The sequence below is a fragment of the Roseovarius sp. AK1035 genome (assembly GCF_003288315.1).
Taxonomy (GTDB): Bacteria; Pseudomonadota; Alphaproteobacteria; order Rhodobacterales; family Rhodobacteraceae; genus Roseovarius; species Roseovarius mucosus_A.
The window spans coordinates 99,826-121,696 of the sequence record NZ_CP030100.1 but is presented as its reverse complement, the minus strand read 5'-3'; the positions used below and the strand labels follow the sequence as shown (position 1 = coordinate 121,696).

Sequence of the window (21,871 nt, the reverse complement as noted above, 5' to 3'; positions counted from 1 at the left end):
CAACGTGACCCATCAACCTGATCCATCACATGTTAATCAAAGTCAATCGGAGCATGCCCCCCGCCCGCCCTCATTCTGGCGATCACGCGCCGGCATCTATCTGATCGTTGCGCTGGCAGTTGGCGTCCTTCTCCTGGGTTACGACCACCGGGTGCACATCCTGAGCAGCGGATTGCTGATCTGGCTGCCATTGCTGCTTTGCGTCGGAATGCACTTCTTCATGCACGGCGGTCATGGAGGCCACGACGGGCACGGAAAGGGAGACGACCAGTAATGACCGATGCAGGTGCTTCCTATGGACTCTGGCTGCTGGTATTTATCAATTCGGGGGTGTTCATCATTTTCGCCTTCAGTTTCTTCAAGCCGCAGACAAAACGCGACTGGCGCAGTTTTGGAGCGTTCAGCGCTTTTGTCGTAGCTCTCTTCACCGAGATGTACGGGTTCCCGTTGACCATCTTCTTTCTTTCCGGCTGGCTGCAATCGACCTGGCCGGAGGTAGACTGGTTTGCCCACGACAGCGGACATCTCCCCGAAATGATGTTCGGCTGGCAATCGAACCCGCATTTCGGGCCGTTCCACCTCCTGAGCTTCGTCTTTATCGGCGGCGGCTTCTGGCTCATATCCGTGGCATGGCACCATCTGTGGAATGCGCAGCGTCAGGGGTTGCTTGCGACGACAGGCCCCTATGCCCGCATTCGCCATCCTCAATATGTGGGGTTCGTTCTGATCATGCTTGGTTTTCTCGTGCAATGGCCGACCCTCCTGACGCTGGCCATGTTTCCGGTACTGGTCTGGATGTACGCACGGCTGGCCCGCGGCGAGGAGAAGGACAGCCGAGAACGGTTCGGCGCTGGCTGGGACAGGTATGCCAGCCGGGTTCCCGCTTTCATACCAAACGTTAACACTCTGCAGAATGTTGAACGCTGATTGGAAGCGAAAGCCGATCTGATGTGTTATTTGCGTGCCTAAAACATCTTTGGAAGACTGCAAACATACGGTATCTGAAACCATGATGAAAAAACCCGCCCTTCTGCGGCACGTACTAATCATAGGAAGGTCCGTGCTGACGGGATACCTGCTGCTTGCTTCGCGTGCCGAGTGGTCGGAGATGCACCGCTACAACCGAGCGCTGGGGGATCTTTCACTGCTGCTCATCGTTGCTGCAATGGCGATTGGGCCGCTCGCACGCTTGTCGTCTGCGCCCTTTTTACGGAAGCTCATGCCGTACCGACGCGAGCTCGGTATTTATGCGGTTCTGGCGGCGACGGTGCATACCATCATCATACTGATCGGCTGGGTCGAGCTTGATTTTGCACGGCTGTTCGGTTTTGAGTTTCACCCCCAGCTGCAACGCTACGTGATGCTTCAGCACGGGTTTGCGCTGGCCAATGTGGTTGGGATCGCGGCACTGCTCTACGGCTTTGTGCTTGCCGGTACGTCGAATAATTTCAGCCAAAGGGTACTTGGCACGTCCGTGTGGAAATACATCCAGCAGGGCGCTTATGTTCTGTGGTGGCTGGCAGTGCTGCACACGGCCTATTTCTTGTTCTTTCATTTTCTTGATTTTCACCGCCAAATGCCTGAGCCGAACTGGGCGCGATGGCCGTTCGTTGCCCTTGTGGCGTCAGTTATCGCTCTGCAAGGGGCCGCCGTTGTAGTCACATGGCGTTCGCAAACTTCCCGGCGGATCTACGGCGCACCCTCGCAACGGGAGTAGTCGCGATTTCATCAGACGCCCAGGGTCGGGACTTCTGGCGGCCTGAAACCTATCGGGTGGGCATGCGCAGAGGCGTAACGACCTAAAAAGCAACCAAGGCAGATCGAAATGCAGAAACACAATAAAAACCACGATGGGAACGACGGCTACCGTGAAGGCTCGATCAGCCTTGGCGGAGCTGTTGCCATGGGCACGGGCGTGATGATCGGTGCGGGCATCTTTGCCCTGACCGGACAAATCGCCCAGCTGGCTGGACCACTATTTCCACTCGCGTTCATCGCTGGTGCCATCGTGACCAGCTTCAGCGCTTACAGCTACATCAAGATGTCGAACGCCTGGCCCTCGGCAGGGGGCATCGCGATGATCCTTCAGAAATGCTATGGATCGGGGGCGGTCGCGGCGGGAGCGGCGCTTTTGATGGCGCTCAGCATGGTGATCGCGGAAAGCCTCGTCGCACGGACATTCGCCACTTATGTCTTGCGGCCTTTCGACATCACGGGCGGGCCACTTGTGCCCGTTCTGGCGGTTGCCGTGATCGTGTTCGCATTCTTGGTCAACATCGCAGGAAACCGCTCCGTCGGGCTATTCTCTCTAATCATGGCGGCGATCAAGATCGGGGGCATCGCGCTGTTCGGTATCGCAGCACTCTGGTCAAGCGGGTTTCAGTTCGCAGCCGCGTCAGAAACGGCCGAGACCTTTGGAGTGACAGGCTTCATCGCGTCTGTTGCGCTGGCGATCCTTGCCTTCAAGGGCTTTACCACGATCACCAACAGCGGCGGCGAAATCACCGATCCCCACCGCAATGTGGGCCGCACTATCATGCTGTCCATCGCGATCTGCGTGGTGGTCTACCTGCTTGTGGCCTTTGGCGTGGGCGCGAGCCTGACAATCGACGAAATCATCGCCGCGCGCGACTATTCGCTGGCCCAGGCGGCTGAGCCCGCACTCGGGCAGGTCGGCTTTTACTTGACGGTCGTGTTGGCGGCCGTGGCCACGGCATCCGGCGTGCTGGCCAGCGTTTTCGCAGTGTCGCGGATGCTGACCATGCTGACGGAGATGAAAATGATCCCGCACAGCCATTTTGGCATGTCCGGGGCTGTCCAGCGGCATATGCTGGTCTATACAGTCGTTATCGCCTCGACGCTGGCCGTGCTCTTTGATTTGGGACGGATCGCATCCCTTGGTGCCTTCTTTTACCTCGTCATGGACATGATCATACATTGGGGCGTGTTCCGCTATCGTCGAACCGAAGTTGGCGCCTCCAGTATCGTGCTTTTGTCTGCGCTTTCTCTCGATGCAATTGTATTGGCAGCTTTCACCGTAATGAAGCTTCAAAGTGATCCAATGATCGTTCTGTATGCGGCTGTCGGAATGATCGCTGTCTTCGCTTTCGAGCGCGTTTACTTGTCGCGATGGTTGGCACCTCAGGCCGCGCATTCCCACGGTGAATAGCCAGCCATCATCTAGCCCTGAAGGTATGCGATGCCTTGTGCACCGATTGCGATCAATCCGACCGACAGGGCAAACGCAAACAAGGCGAGCAGCATCAAGCCCGCTTTTATTGGCAAGCGACGAACAGTCGGTCCAAGAAATTCCGACTGCCCGAAAGCTGAAACATATAGCGGCAGCGCGCTGATCATTGTCGCATAAAGATAAACTCCGGAGATGTTCTCAAAAAACGCCGAACGCGCAAGGGTTGGGGCAACGACCGACAACGCGGTTGCACGACTGCCCCCGAATGACTCGAACCAGTCGGCAGACAAAACGTAGATCAATGCGTGGAGGCTTGGAAAGAGAATGGCTCTGAGCAAGATATCCACCAGCACGAAAAACGCCGTATCTCGGCGGGCGACCTTTGGTTTCTGTATCACCGCGAAAAGAAAAAAACTGACATAGTTTACGGCAAAAACTACGGGCAGACCGTTGGTCGTAACTTGCCTCAGAAAGCGGGCCAGCGATGGCCCGCCGGCGGCAAGAGCCGCTGCAAAGCCCGGCGAAAGCAAGATATAAAGGCAGAGGACCGGCAGTAACGCTGCGAGGCTGAATGCCAAGACAATGCTCACAAACTGAATACCGGGCATGTCGACGGAGAAAAACCTCTGCATGTAAGAACGTTGGCACATATACGGCTTGAGATCGAGGATGTTGAACCTGCGTTTGGGAACCAAGCATTCGCTCCAGGTCTTTGGGACGAATGAAATTTAAGTTTCGAAATCTCCTGAACCGCGTTCCATGTCTCAACTGCAGGCCGAGCGACATAACAAATGGTAGGTTACTGCCGGACCTAGTTGCGGAAATGTTGATAGCATTGGAAAGTAGCTTTTCTGCATGTCTTACGCTGGCGGTGATTTTCAGAACGGAATATTCCTATCCGAGTGGGCGGACTCCTTTCAGGGTCTATTGCAATCTGCGCGGAGATCGCGGCCATCGTGCCGCTTCCATGCAAAAGCCCATCATGGCTGCCGACCCAGATGCAAAAGTTTCGTGCGATCTGACTGCACCTATCGTCGGCGTCGACAGCACTCTGGATGAAACTGCATTGGCCGCAGCGATCAGCGGCGCGGGCTATGGCGCCGAGAAACTGGCTGAAGTTCGGTAGCACAAGACGCGTCAGCAACGCTCCGGCGAGCGGGAGCGAGGTATTGGCTGTTCATATGTTTCTGATATGCAACATTTTCTGGCTGCAGTGGCCGTATCCCGCCTGTTTCACAAAAAAGCGACAAACCTTCCCGCGCAGGACGGATTGACAGAATTGCTTCGGTATCCGATGTCTTGGACATGAGCTTTCGAGTTGTCATATCAAGCTGGATCAAGGCGTTTACGTGCATTGCGTTTGCGTTGGCCTTGGTGTTTTCACCACCTTCTGCCGCTCACGCGGCGTCCGGCATGCATGACGGACATCAAGCCAAGTCTGTTAGTATCGTTGGTGCTGCCGAGACCCATGACACTGGAAGCGATGCGCATCACGCGCATACGAAGCTTAAGGTCACAAGCGACATCGACATCGCAGCGTCCGACAAGGATGGCAAAGAGAAGCAATCCCAAGAGTGTTGCAACGGTATCTGTATTTCTGTCGTCTTCATCGAAGACACCAAGATCAGAGCAGAGCCGGTTGGTACAAGTGAATATGTCATTCTGGACGGTCAAACGTATTCGGTAGAAACAGCAGGGTTTCTGCGGCCCCCTCGATTCCTGATCTGAACCGGCACCCAAGTCGGGTGTGAGCCTTGCGCAAATTCTGCGTGAGACAATGTTCATCAATCAGGTCACGTTCATGAAAATTCATCTACTTATGGGGGCTTCGGCCCTCGGGCTTGGCGCATGCGCCTATGAGCCCACCCCGTTGCCGTCCGTCGCGACCCAACAGGCCGTCATCAACACGGCAGTTTCATCGCCGATCAGCTATCAGGACCCGTTGGCGGGCTACACCTATCGCGGCCCTACAGGTCCCCGCGACTGGCGTTCCGTCAATCAAGAACAGACGGAGGGCAACTGATGCGGGTATCGAAGTTTCCGCTGGTTTTCGGCTTTCCGCTAATCTTGGGTGCCTGTGCTACAGCTGTACCAGGCATCTACACGGAACCAAAAGCTGGCTTCGCCAATATTTCCAGCCAGGTCACACCAGCCATTGGCAAACGGACAGCCTTCGCCGAAACCCAGGCCGAAAACGAGGCACTGAAAAAGCAGGTGCACGCAATGGTGCATCGCAAGACCATTTCGGCGGACACCGCCGTTCAGGTCGCGCTTCTGAACAACAAGGGGTTGCAGGCGTCCTATGCGAACGTTGGCCTATCGGCCGCAGAGGCCTGGCAGCAATCGACGCCGGAAAACCCGATCGTCGCAATCGGTATACTGGGCATCGGTGCGCCCGAACTGGGTGCCTACAGGGCGATCGAAGGACTGATCCGGTCGAACGTGCTCGATGCCACCACTCGCAAGCAGCGTACGGCCATTGCAGACGCAAACTTCCGGAAGGCTCAACTGAGCGCCGTGAACGACACACTCGCACTGGCCAATCAGACGCGGAAGGCATGGGTCGATGCCGTAGCCGCCTTCGAGGCCGTGAGCTATCTGCGCCGTGCGAAAGCGACGTCTGACGCCGGATCGGAATTAGCGATGAGACTGGGCGAGACCGGCGCGCTTAACACAGCCGGGCAGGCCCGTGAACAGGCATTCAATGCCGAACTCGCCGGACAACTTGCCCAGGCACGCTTGAATGCTACCCGGTCCAAAGAGCAGCTGACCAGGCTCATGGGGCTGTGGGGCACCGAAGTCGACTATTATGTGCCCGATGCCCTTCCTGCGCTGCCGCGTTCCGTCGGCCGTGTGACTGACATCGAAGCGAAAGCATTGCGAAATCGGGTTGATCTGCGCGTTGCCAAACTTGGCCTGGAAGCACAGGCCAAAGCGTTTGGTCTGACTGATCAGACTCGCATTATCAGCGATCTCGAATTCATTGCCGGGTTCGAAGCGGAGCGGGAAATTGAGGACGGAGAAACGGAGACCGTGACCACCCCTCAGGTGGAGGTGGAGTTCGCAATCCCGATCTACGACACCGGGAAGGCACGGATGCGCAAGGCGGAATTGTCGTACCTGCAAGCAGCCAACGTGCTGGCAGAAAGAGCCGTCAACGTCCGGTCCGAAGCGCGTGGTGCTGAAGCCTCCTATCACGCCGCGTATAAGATCGCCCGCCACTATCGCGACGTTCTGGTGCCGCTACGCACGACCGTCGAAGAAGAGGGGCTGCTGTCTTATAACGGCATGATCACCAACACTTTCGAGCTGCTGACAGACGTGCGCGAGAAACTGGGCGCATCACTGGAAGCGGCAAACGCAAAACGCGAATTCTACATGGCACAGGCTGATCTGACCGCTGCGATTTATGGCGGCGGCGAAGGCGGTGGCGGTGCTGGTGGAGAAGGCGCGACACTTGCCGCCGGTGGCGGCGCAGGACACTGAAAGGAACTGACATGCTAAATAGACGTCAATTACTCGGAGCCGGCGCGGCAGGTGCAACGCTGGTCTCTTCGAAAGCCTGGGGTCAAACCCTGAACATGGGCCTGCCCGAAGCTGCCCAAATGGATAGCGCAGCAACGGCGATCACGGCGCGTCCCAATTCCGGGCCGGACTACACACCTGTGGTCACATTGAACGGGTGGACCCTGCCGCACCGGATGAACAACGGGGTGAAAGAATTTCACCTCGTGGCCGAACCGGTAGAACGCGAGCTTGCCGACGGCATGATCGCCCATTTGTGGGGCTACAACGGCCAATCCACCGGCCCGACGATCGAAGCTGTCGAAGGCGACCGGGTGCGCATCTATGTCACCAATAAGCTGCCGGAAGGCACAACGGTGCACTGGCACGGGCTCATTCTTCCTTCAGGCATGGATGGGGTCTCCGGGTTGAGCCATCCAAGCATCCCGCCGGGCAAAACCTTCGTCTACGAATTCGACTTGGTGAAGTCCGGAACGTTCATGTACCACCCCCACGGCGATGAAATGACCCAGATGGCGATGGGGATGATGGGCATGTTCGTGGTCCACCCCAAGGATCCCACATTCATGCCGGTGGATCGTGATTTCCTGATCATGCTGAATGCTTTCGACATCGATCCGGGGACCTATGTACCCCGCATCATGACGATGACGGATTTCAACCTTTGGACCTGGAACAGCCGGATCTTCCCCGACATCGATCCGCTGGTCGTGAACAAGGGCGACCTGGTGCGAGTACGGGTTGGGAACCTTACGATGACGAACCACCCGATCCATATGCACGGCTATGACTTCAAGGTCACCTGCACGGATGGCGGCTGGGTGCCGCCTGAAGCACAGTGGCCGGAGGTCAGCATCGACATTCCCGTAGGTGCGATGCGCGCCTACGAATTCGTCGCCGATCATCTGGGAGATTGGGCGATCCATTGCCACAAATCGCACCATACGATGAACGCCATGGGCCATGACGTGCCGACGTTCATCGGGGTGAACAAGAAGCCGCTGACCCAGAAGATCCGTCAATTCCAGCCGGAATACATGCCAATGGGCATGTCCGGCATGGGCGACATGGCAAAAATGGAAATGCCGCTACCCGACAATACCATCCCGATGATGACGGGTTGGGGCCCGTACGGACCCATCGAGATGGGCGGCATGTTTTCGGTCGTGAAGGTGCGGGACGGCATCGACGCGGACGATTACTCCGATCCCGGCTGGTACGAGAACCCTCCGGGCGAGATGGCCTACGAATGGACCGGCGAATTACCCGACTTTGCCTCCAACAACAGCCCCAAGACCATTCTCACACCGAAACCAACCTCGAAGGGCTGAGCGGCCCTTCGTCATCTCCAACCGAACCAACCTACAGGACAATAAAATGCAAAAGATACTTCTCAGCACGGCCATCACTCTCACACTTGCCACGGGCGCTTATGCATCTCCCGGGCATACCAGCAAAGCTGAAACGGCGGCACCGCAGATGGACATCGGTGTCCCTGGTGACGCCGCCAAGGTGGACCGCACAATCGACGTCACTTTGCTCGAAAACGATGAGGGCCAGATGCTGATCGAGAGTGAGCCGATGAATATCAAGGAGGGCGAAACCATCCGCTTCAACATCACCAACAAGGGTGAGCTGGAGCATGAATTCGTCCTCGACACGGTAGAGCGGAATGCCGAGCACAAGATCGAAATGGCCAAGATGGATATGGAACACGACGATCCGAACCGTATCCGTCTCGATGCGGGCGCGTCGGGTGAGGTTGTCTGGACTTTCGCGAATTCTGGTACGTTCGAAGCGGCGTGCCTGATCCCTGGCCACTACGAATCCGGCATGCACCGTGAGGTCGCAGTCGGTGACCAGATGGCCCAAGCTGACGTGGAATACACGAGCGGGACCATCAAGAAAATCGACGCCAAGGCCGGCAAGGTCACAATCATCCACGGCCCTCTGGTCAACCTCGATATGCCCGCGATGACCATGGTGTTTCGCGCCGACGAAGCAATGATGGCCAAGATGGCGGAAGGTCAGGGCATCGAATTCGTCGCTGACCGGGTCAAGGGTAAACTGACCGTCACGCAGATGAAGTAACTACAAACAATGGGGTCGGGGGTAAACACTCCGGCCCCATCGCCTTGATCGCTTGGCCCAACAAGAAGATCCCATAAAATCAAGCGCTACGGAGGTAGCCGAGCATGACGAATTTCCTGAGAACCTGCACCATCGCCCTTGCGCTCGTCCTTCCGGCTTTTTCAGTGGGCGCTTCCAGTGGCAAGGGCCAGCAGCCTCACGCCCGAGCCTTCGAAGTGCCTGGCCATGATCCGATCGGGAAACCCGGTGATGGCTCCTCAATCGACACGACGATTGAATTGTCCATCAGGGAGACAGAAAGCGGCTACATGCTTTTCGAGCCGGACGCACTCCACATCGAGAGCGGTTCAGTTATCCGCTTTTTGATCAGCAATCTGGGCGGACTGGATCACGAGTTTTTTCTCGGCTCCTTTAACGAGGTTGCAGAACACCAGCAGTGGATGCGCGAACATCCCGATATGCAACATGACAACGCCAATTCAGTTTCTATCCCTAGTGGACAAAATGCCGAGTTGATCTGGGAGTTCTCCGATATGACCAACCTGGAGTTCGTATGCTTGATCCCCGGCCACCGGGAAGCGGGCATGTGGGGCGTCATCATCGTGCACGATCACCTTGCGCCGAAATCCAAGGGCTAGACTTTTCCATGTCACTCTTGGATAGATATCACGTGTTTGTACATAACGTATCTGCCGCGTTCGGATACGACTACAACGATGCCACGCCAGACTGGGTTCACCCGTTCATTCATCTCATACTGGTCTTGGCGCCTGCGCTGCTGATCAGTGTTGGCTTATATCTTGCAATTCGCGGCGTTCTGAAGCTTTGGAAGGACCGCAGCATGCCTGCGTTCCACGCAGAGCCCATACGAGGGCTCGAAGGAAGTCTTTTCAGCACCGTCTTGCGCTATTCAAGAAGGCAGCAAGCGTTGATGATCATGGTTAGCCTCATCGCGATGCCTATTCTCTATCTGACGCTCGAATTGCCAAAGCAGATCGTAAACAACGCTTTGGACTCTGATCGCTTCCCCATTGCCGTTTTGGGACGCGACCTCGACCAGGTCGTTTTTCTCATGCTGCTTTGTGGTCTCTATCTTCTGGCGATCATCCTGAACGGGCTAAACAAATATGGTCTTAACGTCTTCAAAGGGTATGTCGCGGAGCGGTTTCTGCGGCGCTTCCGCCTGCTGGTCTATCGGCAATGGCGCAGCGATGCAGACTCCCGAAACCAGAGCGAAATCATCCCTATTCTCGCACAGGAAGTTGAGCCCATAGGTGGCTTTGCTGCAGATGTCCTTGCGCTACCAATCCTGCAAGGCGGTACGCTTCTGACGATCCTGTCTTTCATGTTCGTTCAGGACCCTGTGTTGGGTGCCGCCGCACTGACGGTGCTGCCAATTCAGCTCGTGCTGCTGCCCAAGCTACAACGCCGGGTCAACGCCCTTTCACGCACAAGGATCAGGGAAGTCCGACAACTTGGCAGGCAGCTCAGCGATCAGTTGCGCGAACGACAGGTCAATCCGGCCGGGCTGCTGCCAGTGAGTACAAGTTTTAGAGAGCTTGAGCGCGTGCGCAGGAAGATTTTCCGTCTTAAGTTCTTCATCAAGGCCCTCAACAATTTTCTGACCGCGCTGACGCCATTCCTGTTCTACTCTTTGGGTGGATATTTTGTCATTGAAGGTCGCATTACACTCGGCGCGCTGGTGGCCGTCCTGGCAGCACACAAGGACTTCTCGGCACCGCTGAAAGAGCTCTTCAATTACTATCAGACGCTGGAAGACACGCGGATCCGGTATCAGGAAATCATGGCTTTTTTAAGCAAATCGATTCAGCCATTGGGGCATGCTCAGCCAGACAACACTGTGCCACAAGAGGCTGGCCAATTCGAGCGATCCAAGCAGAGATACCCAGCTTTGTCTTTGGTAGGGCAGGGGGCCATAGCAACATCATGAAGGAGTTTGATGGGATGAAATGGGCAGCAATATTCTTTGCTTTGATCGCCGTTGCTTCTGCAGGCTGGTACATCATGCAGCCGGATTACTCTCAAACAGGTACGCAGACGGATGAGGGCGTCGCGCTTCCCGCAGGCGCGCTTGTAACTGTCACGCTACCAGCAAGTTTTACAGAGCAAGAGCAAATCGGCGCAGGCGCTTATGATGCAGTCTGTGCCGTGTGCCACGGCCTGAACGGGCAAGGCCGGGATGGCGTTGCTCCACCGCTTGTTCACAAGATCTATGAGCCGAGCCATCACAGCGACATGGCGTTTGTCCTCGCGGCGCAAAATGGAGTGCGGGCGCATCATTGGAAATTTGGAAACATGCCAGCGGTTGAAGGCGTGACGCGATCAGAGATCCTTGCTATCGTGACGTACATTCGAGCATTGCAGCGTGCCAATGGGATCAATTGAGCCGTTTCGACGGACAGAAGGGTGGGATTTGGTTCGCGGTCAACGACCATTCGGCTCGCCGCGACATGGCCACAACTGTTGGGGAAAATTCTCTAGATGAGTAAGTGTCTCGCTGCATCGATCCTGATCCTTGCTGCATTTTTCAGTTCTTTCACCGCAACTCATGCCGGGGAAACCGGCCTCTTCAGATTGACCGACCGTGCAGCACCGGTCGGCATCGGTGCCCGTGAACCATCACTTGCAACCTTGCCGGATGGCCGGATCATATTGAGCTGGACAGAAGAAAAAGGAGCCGAAGCGAAAGTTCGCATGGCCATCCTCGATGGCAGTGAGTGGTCTGACGCTCGTACAATTCATAAATCCTCAAAGATTTACATCAACTGGGCCGATTTCCCGTCGGTGATGGCACTTTCCAATGGTACGCTGGCAGTACAATGGCTCGAACTCAATGGTACGAGCGATTACCAATACGACGTGAATATTGCTTTTTCCCTCGATGAGGGCAAAAGTTGGTCGGTCCCCCTTATCCCCCATGATGACAGATCTCAACGCCAGCATGGGTTCGTTTCGTTGGTTCCCCATCAGTTTGGCGGATTGACGGCGCTGTGGCTGGATGGCCGGAAGTATGAAAGTCAGACAGAAGGCGACAGTTTCGAGAATGCAATGCAGTTGCGTTCGCGGCAGATCAACTCTGACGGAACGATGAAGCCAGAAAGCCTGTTGGACGCGCGCGCTTGTACTTGTTGTCAGACGTCCGCGGCACGGACCGGCTCGGGCGACATGGTTGCGGTTTATCGTCACCGAACCGCCGATGAAATCCGCGACATTTCGATTGTTCGATCTACCGGAGGTGTCGCGTAGCCCTTAATTGGGCTCTGCCTCAATCTGTGTGGCGGAACGGTAGCATTCTCGCCCGCAACAATTCTGGACCGGCCCGACCGTACATGGCGCGTTTGAGCGTCTTCAGGCGATTGATCTGACCTTCCGCCTGGCCGTTGCTCCATGGCATCTCGATGGCGTTTTTGACCGCATCGAAGTCCCGATTCAATGTGCGGGCAAAGCGCACGAGTGGCGCCAGGTCAGTTTCGATCGCCTCGTCGATCCATGCCGGGAGCGGGTCTGCTTCGCGGCCGCGCAGGATACCGTTGAACCGCATGGCGAGGCGGCGCATCGTTGCGAAGTCGGGAGAGCCGGCCTTGAGCGCGTCGACTTTCCGCGCCTGATCCGAAGTGAGCTTTCCGCGCGGTTTGATGCACAGCGCGGCCGCGATGACCGGGGAGATCGCGTGCCCCGTTTCCGGGTCCCGGACTGGCTTAAGGATTTTGTGCTTTACCTTGGGGCCGCTCGCTTGCTGTTCGGCTCTGCGCCAACCCGCCAGCAACCGCTGCAGATGCGTTTGACTCCCCTCGTAACCGCGCTCTCGGATCAGACGGAACAGGGCGCTTCCAGTTCGAATGCCATCCTTCCAGCTTTGGCCCAGGAACTCTTCAAAGTACCACGGCGAAGTCCGCTTCAAGGCTGCCCGCCTGCGGTCTGGTGGTGTCTCGAACTGCAGCCATTTCGCGATGCTGCGACGCGGGAACCCTGTTCGCCGCCCGATCTCACTGCAGGAAAGCCCTTGATTTCGGAGAGCATGGATGGTGGCGAAAACCTCCTCCCGAGATGTTCTGTGCGCAAGGCGTGACTTCAGAAGGCTGCCGGCTGCGGTGATGTTGTCGGCGTCGGACAGCAGCGCCCGGCCGGTCGCACGGCCGTGAAGGTTCATTTGTTCCTCGATGGCCTGCCGCAGGTTTTGCACGATATGGAACCGGTCAGCGACCTGCTTCGCCTGCGGTGCCCCTAGCCGTGCAGCCTGGGCGTAGAGACCACACCGATCTCTGCTGATCACTTCAACCTCGGGGTGTCGCTTCAGCCAGTTGGCGCAGGTGGCGACATCACGATCCTCAAGAATGTCGATCACCACGCGACGCTCCAGATCCACAATGATCGTGCCGTAGGTTTGCGACTTCCGCCAGCTCCAATCGTCGATCCCGATGACCGTTGACGCCTCGGCGGTGCCTTGAACACACTTCTTCAGCTGCCTGAGCACCGTGTCATCGCTGACCCCAAGGCCCAAACGATGCAAGAGCCGCTCGGCAGGCCGTCCGCCTGTCGCATGCCCAAGAAGGCTGACTATTTCCCCGACACGCGAAGTACGACGTGCAAATGGACACGCAATCGCGGCGATCTGATCGGAGAAAGTTCGGCGTGGGCAAGTGGGTGCCTGACATCGCCAACGGCAAATCGCGAGATCAACCGTTACCTCGTCTCCATGGGCGGGATAATCCTGCAACCGCCGACGCCGCCAACCGTGACGTCGGCGTGAATGCAATCCACAGTCTGGGCAAACGCCGATGGGCGCCAAGACACCAGATACAATCCACCCGCCGGATTCACTTCGCTCAACGCTATGAACGGCAACATCGCTCCCGGGCGACCAGTGCTTCTTCGAACTCACAACTATCCCTCCTGAATTTTCCAGTTTCAGGATAGTTGCGCCACACAAAGTGAGGCAGAGCCCAATTAAGGGCTACGCGACATCTGCCCAGGGAAAGGGGCCCCTCGGCCATCAGCCGATTTGTGCAACAGAGTCGCAAAAGGTCGTCAAGGAGTCTGAGCTTTCCACCAAGGCTGAACAAGTATAGCCGAAAAGCGGTTACGCCGCCCCCGCAGTCAGCGCAGAAAGGCGCGGAACCGGTGCAGGGCGAAGGCGAACATCACCGACCCGATCAGCATCAGCGCCACAAGTTGCGGCCAGACCACGGACAGCCCGGCCCCGCGGAACAAGACCCCTTGTGCCAGCGCGATGAAATGCGTGTTGGGGGCCGCGAGCATGATGTATTGCACGGCTTGGGGCATCGACTCGCGCGGGGTGACGCCGCCCGACAGGATATCGAGCGGCAACAGCACCAGCAAAAGCAGCATGGCAAACTGCGGCATAGAGCCTGCGATGGTGGCCAGCAGGATGCCCATCGAGGTCGTTGCAAAAAGGTGCAACGCCGCGCCCACAAGATAGAGCGCAACCGATCCCCCGATCGGGATACCCATCCCCGCCTGAACCACCAGAGTGAGCGAAAGCGCCGTCGCCACCAGCACCACGCTGCCCATGCTGAGCACCTTGCTCGTCATGATCTCGGCGGCGGTCACGGGCATGACCAGCAGATGTTCCAACGTGCCGTGGTCGCGCTCACGGATCAGGGCGGCACCCGAAAGGATGATGGACAGCATGGTCACCGTACTGATGACCGAGGTCACCGCCCCGAACCAGGCCGGGTCGAGCGAGGGGTTGAAACGGGCCCGAACGGCCAGATCAACCGGCATCCCGACCGGGGCGGCATCGCGTGCCAGCCATCCGGCAATCTCCTGATTGACAATGGCGCTGATACTACCCGCCCCGGTAAAGGCCTGGCTGACCCGTGTCGCATCGACATTGAGCTGTAATTCGGGCCGGTTCCCGGCCAGCAGGTCGCGCTGGAACTCGGGCGGGATCACCAGCGAAAAGGTGTCGATCCCGGCATCCATCCGCGCATCCATTTGCGCGATGTCGATCTGGGCGGGCGGCATGAAATACGGCGGCAGGAACGCATCGGCCACCCGCCGCGACAGCGGCGAGGCGTCTTCGTCCACGATCCCGATCGTGGCGCTGTTGAGCGATTCGGGGATGGCGGTCGCGCTGACATAGACGTCGAGCGTGAAGGCATAGGCGACCAGCACCATCAGAAGCGGATCGCGCAACAGCCCGCGAATTTCCTTCAACGACAGTTGCAGAACATGCCTGAGCCGCATCGGTTATTTCTCCTGTTTGCGCACGAAGATGGCACCCAGCAGCACCACCACGGGCACAAGCGCCAGCATCGGCAGGAAAGACCCGCCCAGATCATCGAACCCCAGTGCCTTGGAAAAGGTCCCGCGCGAGATGGTGACGAAATGGCTGGTGGGATAGATTTCACCGATCACCCGACCCATGCCGTCCATTGACGCAACCGGATCGATGATGCCACCATATTGCATCGCCGGGATAAGCGTCGCCATGAAGGTGAAGAACAGCGCCGTGACCTGGCTTTGGGTGAAGGCGGAAATCAGCAGGCCCAGCCCGGTGGCCAGCACGACATAGATCAGCGCCCCGAGCGAAAGCGCGAGCAGGCTGCCCTTGACCGGCACCCCGAAGACCACCACCGCCAGCGCCAACAGCAAAAGGTAATTCATGAAACCCAGAACGACATAGGGCACCTGTTTGCCCAGCAGGAATTCCAGCCGTCGCGCCGGGGTGACATAAAGATTGACGATCGAACCCGTTTCCTTTTCGCGGGCCACGGACAGGACGGCCAGCGTGGCCGGAATCAGCATCAGCAACAGCGGGATCATCGCGGGCACCATGGCCGCCAGGCTCTCGACATCGGGGTTGTAGCGGTAGCGCACCTCAAGCGTGAAGTTACCCGCCACCGCTTGATCGCCAAAGACCTGACGCATCTGCTCGGTCAGCCAGTGGGCGTGCATCCCCTGGATATACCCGCGCACCGTATCGGCGCGCATCGGCATGGCCCCGTCGAACCACGCGCCAATGGCGACGGGGCGGCCGCGTTCAAGATCCGCGGCGAACCCCGGCGGAATTTCCAGAGCCAGACTGATTTCACCCGCCCGCATCCGGTAGTCAAGATCGGCATGATCGACAAGCGGCGGTTCCTCGTCAAAGTAACGCGACCCGGCCAGGTCGTTGACATAGGATTGGCTAAGGATGCTCCGATCGAAATCGAGTGCCGCGAATTTGAGGTTTTCGACATCCATGGACACGCCATAGCCCAGCACGATCATCAGGATCACGCTGCCGAGGCTGGCAAGCGTCAGGCGGATCGGATCGCGGCGCAACTCCAGCGACTCGCGCCATGAAAAGCTCAGCAGCCGCGCCAGGCTGAACCCCCCGCGCCGCCGCCGGGCGGAGGTGGCGGGCCCGGCGGAAAGCTCTTCTTTCATCTCGGGCGCAGGCGGGGTATCCTGATCCTGCGCGCGTTGCAGATGGTGGACAAAGGCATCGTCCAGCGTCTCTGCGCCGACCTCCTCGCGGATCGCTTCGGGCGTGTCGCTTACAAGCACGCGGCCCTGGTGCATCAGCGAAATCCTGTCGCAGCGCGTGGCCTCGGCCATGTAATGGGTGGAGATGAAGATCGTCACGCCATCGTTTCGGGACAGATCTATCAGCGATTGCCAGAAGATATCGCGCGCCACAGGGTCCACCCCCGATGTCGGCTCGTCTAGGATCAGGATTTCGGGGCGATGGATCAGCGCGACCGCCAGCGACAGGCGCTGACGAATACCCAGCGGCAGGCGCATCGGCAGGCTGTCGAGCACGTCTTCAAGATCGAACCGCTCAGCGAGTTCCGCGATCCGCGGCACGATCTCTGCGGATGTCATGTCGAAAAGCTGCCCGTGCAGATCAAGGTTCTGCCGCACCGTCAGCTCGGAATAAAGCGAGAAGGATTGCGTCATGTAGCCGATGCGCTTGCGGGTGGCCATGTCATGGGCATCGACCTTGCGACCGTAAATCTTCGTGGTGCCGTCACTCGGATCCAGCAGCCCGGTCAGCGCCTTCATGGTGGTGGTCTTGCCGCACCCGTTGGAGCCCAGAAAGCCGAAGATCTCGCCCCGCTTGATGCGAAAGCTCACCTGGTCCACAGCTGTGAAATCGCCAAACCGCACGGTAAGGTTCTCGGCCTCGATGACGTTTTCCCCGTCGGACGCCGGATCGCGCGGCGGGATGCTCAGGTCTTTGTGGCGGCTGCGGTTTTCCTCGGGCAGAAGTGCGATGAAGGCCGCATCCAGATCAGCGGCACCGGTGCGTTCCAGGATTTCGGCCGTGCTGCCGGTCGCCAGAACCTTGCCCGCGTCCATCGCCACCAGGTGATCGAAGCGCGCGGCCTCTTCCATATAGGCGCTCGACACCAGCAGGCTCATATGTGGGCGATCAGCGCGGATTCGGTCGATCAGGGCCCAGAATTCGCGCCGCGACAGCGGATCGACGCCCGTGGTCGGCTCATCGAGAACCAGAAGGTCGGGGTCGTGGACCAGCGCGCAGCACAGGCCCAGCTTCTGCTTCATCCCGCCCGAAAGCTTGGCCGCCGCGCGGTCGGCAAACGGGGCGAGACCGGTCGCCTTGAGCAGTTCGTCGATCCGCTGCGCGCGTTCCTGCGCGCCCTCGCCAAAAAGGCGCCCGAAAAAATCGACATTTTCGCGGACCGAAAGCGTCGGGTAAAGGTTCCGCCCCAGCCCCTGCGGCATATAGGCAATGCGCGGGGCGATGCGCGCGCGATGCCCGGCGCGGGCCATGTCGCCCCCCAGCACCTCGAGCCGCCCTGTCTGCATCCGACGCGCCCCGACGATCAGCGCCAGAAGGCTCGACTTTCCCACGCCGTCCGGCCCAATGACGCCGACGGAACGGCCTGACGGCAGGTCGATCGAAACATCGTCCACGGCCAGGGTATTGCCATAGCGGAGCGAGAGCCCCTCGGCACGCACCGCAGGCATGGAATCGGTCATTCCAGCACCTTGCCCTGTGCCTCGGCCGGCCAGGGCGCGGTCGGATCAAGCCGCACCCAGGCGACGCCGGGAAGCCCGGTCTTGACCTGATCGAGGTGCTTTTGAAGGAGCTCCGGCGCGATCCTGGCCCGAACCCTGAACATCAGCTTCTCGCGCTCAACCTCTGTCTCGACCGTCTTGGGCGTGAACTGCGCCACGTCCGACACGAAGGAAACGCTGGCGGGGATGACGATGCCGGGTGCCGCATCCAGCAGCAAGCGCACCTCGGTTCCCAGCCCGATACGCCCCGCATCCGCCGTCGAAAGGAAAAACGTCATGTAAACGTCGTTGAGGTCCAGCATGTTGACAACGCGACCGCCGGCCCCCACGATTTCGCCCGCGCGCGCGACGATATATTGCACCCGCCCGGCACGCGGCGCTTTCAATGTGCTATCCTCGATCTGCACGTCGATCGCCTCGATCGTCGCCTGGGCCGCGGTCACCGCCGCCTCGGCCCCAATCACCGAGGCTTTCGCCGATGCGACCCCCGCCCGCGCCGCCGCAAGCGACGCCTGTGCAGAGGCAACCGCCGCCGCGGCGCCAAAGGCGTTGGCCCGGTCGATCTCGAATTGCCGTTCGGATGTGATGCTGTTCTGCGTCAGAGACTCGGAGCGCTCATACTGGCGCCGCGCGACATCCTCCTCCGCGCGGCGCTGTTCCAGAAGGGCCTCGGCCGCGCGTACTTCGGCCGCGCGCTGTTCGACAAGCAGCGTGGCGTTTTCCACGGCGATTTCAGCGCGGCGCAGTTCCGCCACCATCTGGTTGCGATTGGCCTGCAATTGCCGCGTGTCGAGCGTGGCCAGAGGCGCACCTGCCGTCACGAGCCCTCCTTCGTTCACAAGCACCGTGTCAATTCGCCCGGGCAGCTTGGCCGCAACGTCGATTTCGACCGCTTCGATCCGCCCGTTGCCGCGCGCGAATCCTTCCGCGTCCGTATCGGATAGGGTGCTTTGCCAGATCAAAAAGCCGGATACGGCGACAGCGATGACGATCGCGGCCATGATAACGGGTCTGTTTTTTGCCACTGGATACTCGCTTGTTGTGATGATTCGGGCGTGTTTTTTATTCTTGCGACGCGCCTGAACCCTAAATCATCCGCATGCGGTTTCACAACCGGATTGAACGGCGCATCCGTTACAGAACGATGTTGTCCACCCGTCCGAGCCGACCCCGGGCAAAGTCATAGGAAAGGCCCAGCAGGCCCAGAACTGAATCGATTTCGGGCTCATTTCTGGGCGCATAGACCATGACAGCCGTGGGCGGGATCATGCCCGCCGCAGCCATCGGATGTGGCTCTGCCCAGCCAAGATCGACGATCTTCGGCACCGCATCCTCTGGCAGCATCATGTGCAGGCTGCCGTCCTGCGGCGGATGGACATGGGCGAACTCGGTACCGATCATGAACGCCTCACGGCAGCCGCAGCCGCGCCCGTGTTCGAGGCAAAGTGCCTCGGCCCCCGGCACCGAGATCATCGAGGGCTGGCGGATGACAAAGGGAAAATCGAAGGCCCTGTCCTTGAAAGCGCGATATGACGCGGCATCAGGGTTCTGACTGATCTGCGTATGCGGGGCACAAGGCGTGGTGACGGGCCTTGGCCCCTCGCGCGGCGGGATATTCAGCATAACGGGGCCTCCGTGGGTGTTGTTTACGCCTGCCCGGTCAGTGCGGGCGTGTTGGCCAGCAGGAAATCGCGGACCGATTGTGGCCTTAGTCCGGTCAGCTTTTCCACGTCATCCGAGGCCATGTCGAGATTCCCCTTGGCAATGGCGACATCGAAGGACGAGAAGACATTCGCCATGAACTCCGGCAGGCCATTCGTGACCATCGCCTCAACCAAGGCGTCGCGCGTGATCGGGACGTAGGGGATCTCCTTGCCGGCAACTTGGGACAGTATCGCGGCGATCTCGGCATGGCCGACGGCCTCGGGTCCGGTGATGTCGCGCAGGGTCGATCCGATCTCGGACAACAGGGCCGCTGCGGCGGCGCGGGCGCAATCGGCGCGCGTGACATAGCCCGCCTTGCCGTCACCCGCCGCCGCGTAAAGCGCCCCCGCGCCAATCGCCTGCGCCCCGCTCATCAGCAAGAGATCGGCGTAAAGACAGTTGCGCAGGATCGTGTGCGGGAGGCCGGTCTGCTTGATCAGCGCCTCGCTCTCGCGGTGATCGGCGGCAAAGGTGATCGGGCTGCTTTCATCTGGATTGGTGAGCGACGTATAGACGATATGCGTTACACCGGCCTCCTGCGCGGCGGCGATTGCATTGCGATGCGCGGCAAGCCGCTTGCCCGGCTCAAGGTCGTCCGTCGAGATGATCAGCAGCCGCCCGCCACCGGCAAAGGCCGCGCCAAGCGTGGCCGGATCATTGAAATCGCCCGCCCTGACCTCAACCCCGCGCGCGCGCAAATCGGCGAGCTTGTCGGGCGTGCGGGTGATGGCGACAACGGGATTCGCGCCCTTCGCAAGCAGGTTCTCGACGACCTGACGGCCAAGCTGACCGGAGGCGCCGGTGACGATGAAGGGGCCTTGGATGCTATCGGACATCTTGTGGTTCTCCTTTTGCGTTTTCTGTTCAACCGAAGCGGAAGGCGCTTTCGACAGCGCCAAGAACGTGATCCTCCAGCGTCTTGCGACCGATATCGTTGCCCGCCGCGCCCACCACGATATGCAGTGGGATCAGATGCTCTTCGCGCGGATGGGCATCGCGACCGCCCGGTGCGTCTGACCAGTGCACGAGCCTGCGGTTGCGTTCCTCGGGATCGGGACAGGTCATCACCTCGGTCAGCCAGGCGTCGAACGCGCCGCCAACGACGGGGCCGCGCGGCCCGCCACGCAGGCTTTGCATCAGCACGCCCATGTTGTGATAGGTGTTGCCGCTGCCGAGGATCAGCACGCCATCATCGCGCAGGGGGGCCAGGGCCTGACCGAGCGCAATGTGGCGCGCGGGGTCCAGATCGCTGGCAACCGACAGCTGGACGCAGGGAATGTCAGCCTCTGGAAAGGCGACCTTGAGTGGCACAAAGACGCCGTGGTCAAAACCCCGTGCGGCATCCTTCGCGGCGGCAAGACCGGCGGCGCGGATCAGGTCATGCACGCGATCGGCCAGCGCCGGATCGCCGGGGGCGGGCCAGGTCAACTCGTAGGTATGCGGCGGAAAACCGCCATAGTCGAACAGAAGCGGCGGGGTGGGACTTGTCTGCACGGTAAACGCGGGTTCCTCCCAGTGACCCGAGATCACCAGAAGCGCCCTGGGGCGCTCAGGCAGTGTGCCCGGAAGATTCTCCAGAAACTGCCGGTGTCGGTCCCATTCATCGGGCGGAGTCCAGTCCATGAAGAAGCAGGGGCCGCCCCCGTGGGGAATGAAGAGCGTGGGCTGGCGGGCCATGTCCGATTGTCCCTCCCGGTTGCCAAGGTAACCCTCGAGTGCCTGTATCAGGAGGTGTAATAGTTGAGTTATGGAAAAAATTAAAGTAGGGACGATAAAGTAACCATCTGGGAAGGAAGCGCACAGCGATGTCCAAAACGCCGCCACAGTGCCCGATGGATGCGATCCTGCGGCTGCTCATGGGGCCGTGGACCACCTACATCATCTGGGTCCTGAACGATCAGGGGCCGCAAAGGTTCGGGGTGCTGAAGCGCTCTGTGCCGGGGATATCGACCCGAATGCTGACCGAGCGTCTGCGGATGCTGCAAGGTGCCGGGGTCATCTGGCGCGAACAGGCCGAGACGATCCCGCCTGCGGTCACCTATGGCTTGACGCCACGCGGGAACGACCTGCGAAGCGTTCTGGACGCACTGGGAACTATCGCGGAACGCTGGAAAGCTGAGGGGGTGTTTCAGGACGATGACTTGGGCGCTGTTTGACTGCGCCAGCCCGAAAAACGCGTGCGTTTACCAGCTTTGGGCGGTGCCGATTCATGACGGTTGTGTTTGTGAGCTACGCAGCGCCGCTCGGCTTTTGCGAATGACAGTTGATGGACCTGTTGGACGCCTTTGAGCGCGGCCAGTCATGTTGCGCTGTGCGATCGTTATCACGTTTTGGAAGCAGGTGATC

Annotated in this window: 23 protein-coding genes; 15 read left to right on the top strand and 8 right to left on the bottom strand. The window is 59.2% G+C overall.

The window, feature by feature from the left end; all coding sequences use genetic code 11:
* The first annotated feature begins 4 nt into the window (after window positions 1-4).
* The 4 genes from RAK1035_RS19940 (at window position 5) to RAK1035_RS19925 (ending at window position 3,169) form a co-directional block, all read left to right on the top strand.
* The gene (locus RAK1035_RS19940; RefSeq protein WP_037298741.1) at window positions 5-274 is read left to right on the top strand and encodes a DUF2933 domain-containing protein; all 270 of its coding nucleotides are present in this window, start codon (window positions 5-7) and stop codon (window positions 272-274) included.
* Entirely contained in the window at window positions 274-927 is a 654-nt protein-coding gene (locus tag RAK1035_RS19935; protein ID WP_008282881.1) for a methyltransferase family protein, read from the top strand. The genes RAK1035_RS19940 and RAK1035_RS19935 overlap by 1 nt, the downstream gene beginning before the upstream one ends.
* Window positions 928-1,060: 133 nt before the next feature.
* On the top strand, window positions 1,061-1,717 hold the full coding sequence (locus RAK1035_RS19930; protein ID WP_008282880.1) for a ferric reductase-like transmembrane domain-containing protein: 657 nt from the start codon (window positions 1,061-1,063) through the stop codon (window positions 1,715-1,717).
* A 108-nt stretch (window positions 1,718-1,825) separates the two neighbouring features.
* Window positions 1,826-3,169: an APC family permease gene (locus tag RAK1035_RS19925; RefSeq protein ID WP_008282879.1), complete on the top strand. Its 1,344-nt coding sequence runs from the start codon at window positions 1,826-1,828 to the stop codon at window positions 3,167-3,169.
* A gap of 11 nt (window positions 3,170-3,180) precedes the next feature.
* Here RAK1035_RS19925 and RAK1035_RS19920 read toward each other — a convergent pair whose 3' ends face one another.
* Window positions 3,181-3,885, bottom strand: coding sequence for a hypothetical protein (locus RAK1035_RS19920; RefSeq protein ID WP_230802100.1), 705 nt, complete (start codon window positions 3,883-3,885; stop codon window positions 3,181-3,183).
* Between the two features lie 287 nt (window positions 3,886-4,172).
* Here RAK1035_RS19920 and RAK1035_RS20315 point away from each other — a divergent pair, with 287 nt between their 5' ends.
* The 10 genes from RAK1035_RS20315 to RAK1035_RS19875 all read left to right on the top strand — a co-directional run bounded on the left by RAK1035_RS20315 (window position 4,173) and on the right by RAK1035_RS19875 (window position 12,073).
* Entirely contained in the window at window positions 4,173-4,316 is a 144-nt protein-coding gene (locus RAK1035_RS20315) for a hypothetical protein (protein ID WP_162655212.1), read from the top strand.
* Window positions 4,317-4,495: 179 nt separating this feature from the next.
* Window positions 4,496-4,918 (top strand): hypothetical protein, encoded by a 423-nt coding sequence (locus tag RAK1035_RS19915; RefSeq protein WP_008282876.1) that lies wholly within the window; start codon window positions 4,496-4,498, stop codon window positions 4,916-4,918.
* Window positions 4,919-4,967: 49 nt separating this feature from the next.
* Window positions 4,968-5,213 (top strand): hypothetical protein, encoded by a 246-nt coding sequence (locus tag RAK1035_RS19910; RefSeq protein WP_232279254.1) that lies wholly within the window; start codon window positions 4,968-4,970, stop codon window positions 5,211-5,213.
* Window positions 5,213-6,676: a TolC family protein gene (locus tag RAK1035_RS19905; protein ID WP_008282874.1), complete on the top strand. Its 1,464-nt coding sequence runs from the start codon at window positions 5,213-5,215 to the stop codon at window positions 6,674-6,676. Before RAK1035_RS19910 ends, RAK1035_RS19905 begins: the two co-directional genes overlap by 1 nt.
* 11 nt (window positions 6,677-6,687) lie before the next feature.
* The gene (locus RAK1035_RS19900; protein WP_112303191.1) at window positions 6,688-8,046 is read left to right on the top strand and encodes a multicopper oxidase family protein; all 1,359 of its coding nucleotides are present in this window, start codon (window positions 6,688-6,690) and stop codon (window positions 8,044-8,046) included.
* Window positions 8,047-8,092: 46 nt separating this feature from the next.
* Window positions 8,093-8,806: a copper-binding protein gene (locus tag RAK1035_RS19895; protein ID WP_008282872.1), complete on the top strand. Its 714-nt coding sequence runs from the start codon at window positions 8,093-8,095 to the stop codon at window positions 8,804-8,806.
* Window positions 8,807-8,910: 104 nt separating this feature from the next.
* Entirely contained in the window at window positions 8,911-9,444 is a 534-nt protein-coding gene (locus RAK1035_RS19890; protein WP_008282871.1) for a cupredoxin domain-containing protein, read from the top strand.
* 8 nt (window positions 9,445-9,452) lie between these two features.
* A complete protein-coding gene (locus RAK1035_RS19885; RefSeq protein ID WP_008282870.1) occupies window positions 9,453-10,757 on the top strand; it encodes an ABC transporter transmembrane domain-containing protein in 1,305 nt (434 codons plus the stop codon).
* Window positions 10,754-11,212, top strand: coding sequence for a c-type cytochrome (locus tag RAK1035_RS19880; RefSeq protein ID WP_008282869.1), 459 nt, complete (start codon window positions 10,754-10,756; stop codon window positions 11,210-11,212). The genes RAK1035_RS19885 and RAK1035_RS19880 overlap by 4 nt, the downstream gene beginning before the upstream one ends.
* Before the next feature lie 96 nt (window positions 11,213-11,308).
* Window positions 11,309-12,073, top strand: a complete 765-nt coding sequence (locus tag RAK1035_RS19875) for a sialidase family protein (protein WP_232279253.1) — start codon at window positions 11,309-11,311, stop codon at window positions 12,071-12,073.
* A 19-nt stretch (window positions 12,074-12,092) separates the two neighbouring features.
* Here the strand turns inward: RAK1035_RS19875 and RAK1035_RS19870 are convergent, their stop codons facing one another.
* The 7 genes from RAK1035_RS19870 to RAK1035_RS19840 all read right to left on the bottom strand — a co-directional run bounded on the left by RAK1035_RS19870 (window position 12,093) and on the right by RAK1035_RS19840 (window position 21,202).
* The gene (locus tag RAK1035_RS19870; protein WP_075571758.1) at window positions 12,093-13,709 is read right to left on the bottom strand and encodes an ISL3 family transposase; all 1,617 of its coding nucleotides are present in this window, start codon (window positions 13,707-13,709) and stop codon (window positions 12,093-12,095) included.
* A gap of 215 nt (window positions 13,710-13,924) precedes the next feature.
* Complete coding sequence (locus tag RAK1035_RS19865; protein ID WP_008282866.1) at window positions 13,925-15,037, bottom strand: ABC transporter permease; 1,113 nt, start codon at window positions 15,035-15,037, stop codon at window positions 13,925-13,927.
* Window positions 15,038-15,040: 3 nt separating this feature from the next.
* Complete coding sequence (gene rbbA, locus RAK1035_RS19860) at window positions 15,041-17,782, bottom strand: ribosome-associated ATPase/putative transporter RbbA (protein WP_008282865.1); 2,742 nt, start codon at window positions 17,780-17,782, stop codon at window positions 15,041-15,043.
* Window positions 17,779-18,822: an HlyD family secretion protein gene (locus tag RAK1035_RS19855; protein WP_008282863.1), complete on the bottom strand. Its 1,044-nt coding sequence runs from the start codon at window positions 18,820-18,822 to the stop codon at window positions 17,779-17,781. The genes rbbA and RAK1035_RS19855 overlap by 4 nt, the downstream gene beginning before the upstream one ends.
* A gap of 133 nt (window positions 18,823-18,955) precedes the next feature.
* Complete coding sequence (locus tag RAK1035_RS19850) at window positions 18,956-19,444, bottom strand: luciferase domain-containing protein (RefSeq protein WP_008282862.1); 489 nt, start codon at window positions 19,442-19,444, stop codon at window positions 18,956-18,958.
* A gap of 23 nt (window positions 19,445-19,467) precedes the next feature.
* Window positions 19,468-20,361, bottom strand: coding sequence for an NAD(P)H-binding protein (locus RAK1035_RS19845; RefSeq protein WP_008282861.1), 894 nt, complete (start codon window positions 20,359-20,361; stop codon window positions 19,468-19,470).
* 28 nt (window positions 20,362-20,389) lie between these two features.
* A complete protein-coding gene (locus RAK1035_RS19840) occupies window positions 20,390-21,202 on the bottom strand; it encodes a DODA-type extradiol aromatic ring-opening family dioxygenase (protein WP_008282860.1) in 813 nt (270 codons plus the stop codon).
* A 155-nt stretch (window positions 21,203-21,357) separates the two neighbouring features.
* Between RAK1035_RS19840 and RAK1035_RS19835 the strand changes: the two genes are divergently transcribed.
* Window positions 21,358-21,681 (top strand): winged helix-turn-helix transcriptional regulator, encoded by a 324-nt coding sequence (locus RAK1035_RS19835; RefSeq protein ID WP_008282859.1) that lies wholly within the window; start codon window positions 21,358-21,360, stop codon window positions 21,679-21,681.
* The last annotated feature ends 190 nt before the right edge of the window (window positions 21,682-21,871 follow it).

Bases quoted from the DNA above. Each gene is read 5' to 3' on its own strand.
- RAK1035_RS19935 (WP_008282881.1), top strand. From the start codon at position 274: ATGACCGATGCAGGTGCTTCCTATGGACTCTGGCTGCTGGTATTTATC.
- RAK1035_RS19925 (WP_008282879.1), top strand. From the start codon at position 1,826: ATGCAGAAACACAATAAAAACCACGATGGGAACGACGGCTACCGTGAA.
- RAK1035_RS20315 (WP_162655212.1), top strand. From the start codon at position 4,173: ATGGCTGCCGACCCAGATGCAAAAGTTTCGTGCGATCTGACTGCACCT.
- RAK1035_RS19915 (WP_008282876.1), top strand. From the start codon at position 4,496: ATGAGCTTTCGAGTTGTCATATCAAGCTGGATCAAGGCGTTTACGTGC.
- RAK1035_RS19910 (WP_232279254.1), top strand. From the start codon at position 4,968: ATGTTCATCAATCAGGTCACGTTCATGAAAATTCATCTACTTATGGGG.
- RAK1035_RS19905 (WP_008282874.1), top strand. From the start codon at position 5,213: ATGCGGGTATCGAAGTTTCCGCTGGTTTTCGGCTTTCCGCTAATCTTG.
- RAK1035_RS19900 (WP_112303191.1), top strand. From the start codon at position 6,688: ATGCTAAATAGACGTCAATTACTCGGAGCCGGCGCGGCAGGTGCAACG.
- RAK1035_RS19895 (WP_008282872.1), top strand. From the start codon at position 8,093: ATGCAAAAGATACTTCTCAGCACGGCCATCACTCTCACACTTGCCACG.
- RAK1035_RS19890 (WP_008282871.1), top strand. From the start codon at position 8,911: ATGACGAATTTCCTGAGAACCTGCACCATCGCCCTTGCGCTCGTCCTT.
- RAK1035_RS19885 (WP_008282870.1), top strand. From the start codon at position 9,453: ATGTCACTCTTGGATAGATATCACGTGTTTGTACATAACGTATCTGCC.
- RAK1035_RS19880 (WP_008282869.1), top strand. From the start codon at position 10,754: ATGAAGGAGTTTGATGGGATGAAATGGGCAGCAATATTCTTTGCTTTG.
- RAK1035_RS19875 (WP_232279253.1), top strand. From the start codon at position 11,309: ATGAGTAAGTGTCTCGCTGCATCGATCCTGATCCTTGCTGCATTTTTC.
- RAK1035_RS19865 (WP_008282866.1), bottom strand. From the start codon at position 15,037: ATGCGGCTCAGGCATGTTCTGCAACTGTCGTTGAAGGAAATTCGCGGG.
- rbbA (WP_008282865.1), bottom strand. From the start codon at position 17,782: ATGACCGATTCCATGCCTGCGGTGCGTGCCGAGGGGCTCTCGCTCCGC.
- RAK1035_RS19855 (WP_008282863.1), bottom strand. From the start codon at position 18,822: ATGGCCGCGATCGTCATCGCTGTCGCCGTATCCGGCTTTTTGATCTGG.
- RAK1035_RS19850 (WP_008282862.1), bottom strand. From the start codon at position 19,444: ATGCTGAATATCCCGCCGCGCGAGGGGCCAAGGCCCGTCACCACGCCT.
- RAK1035_RS19845 (WP_008282861.1), bottom strand. From the start codon at position 20,361: ATGTCCGATAGCATCCAAGGCCCCTTCATCGTCACCGGCGCCTCCGGT.
- RAK1035_RS19840 (WP_008282860.1), bottom strand. From the start codon at position 21,202: ATGGCCCGCCAGCCCACGCTCTTCATTCCCCACGGGGGCGGCCCCTGC.
- RAK1035_RS19835 (WP_008282859.1), top strand. From the start codon at position 21,358: ATGGATGCGATCCTGCGGCTGCTCATGGGGCCGTGGACCACCTACATC.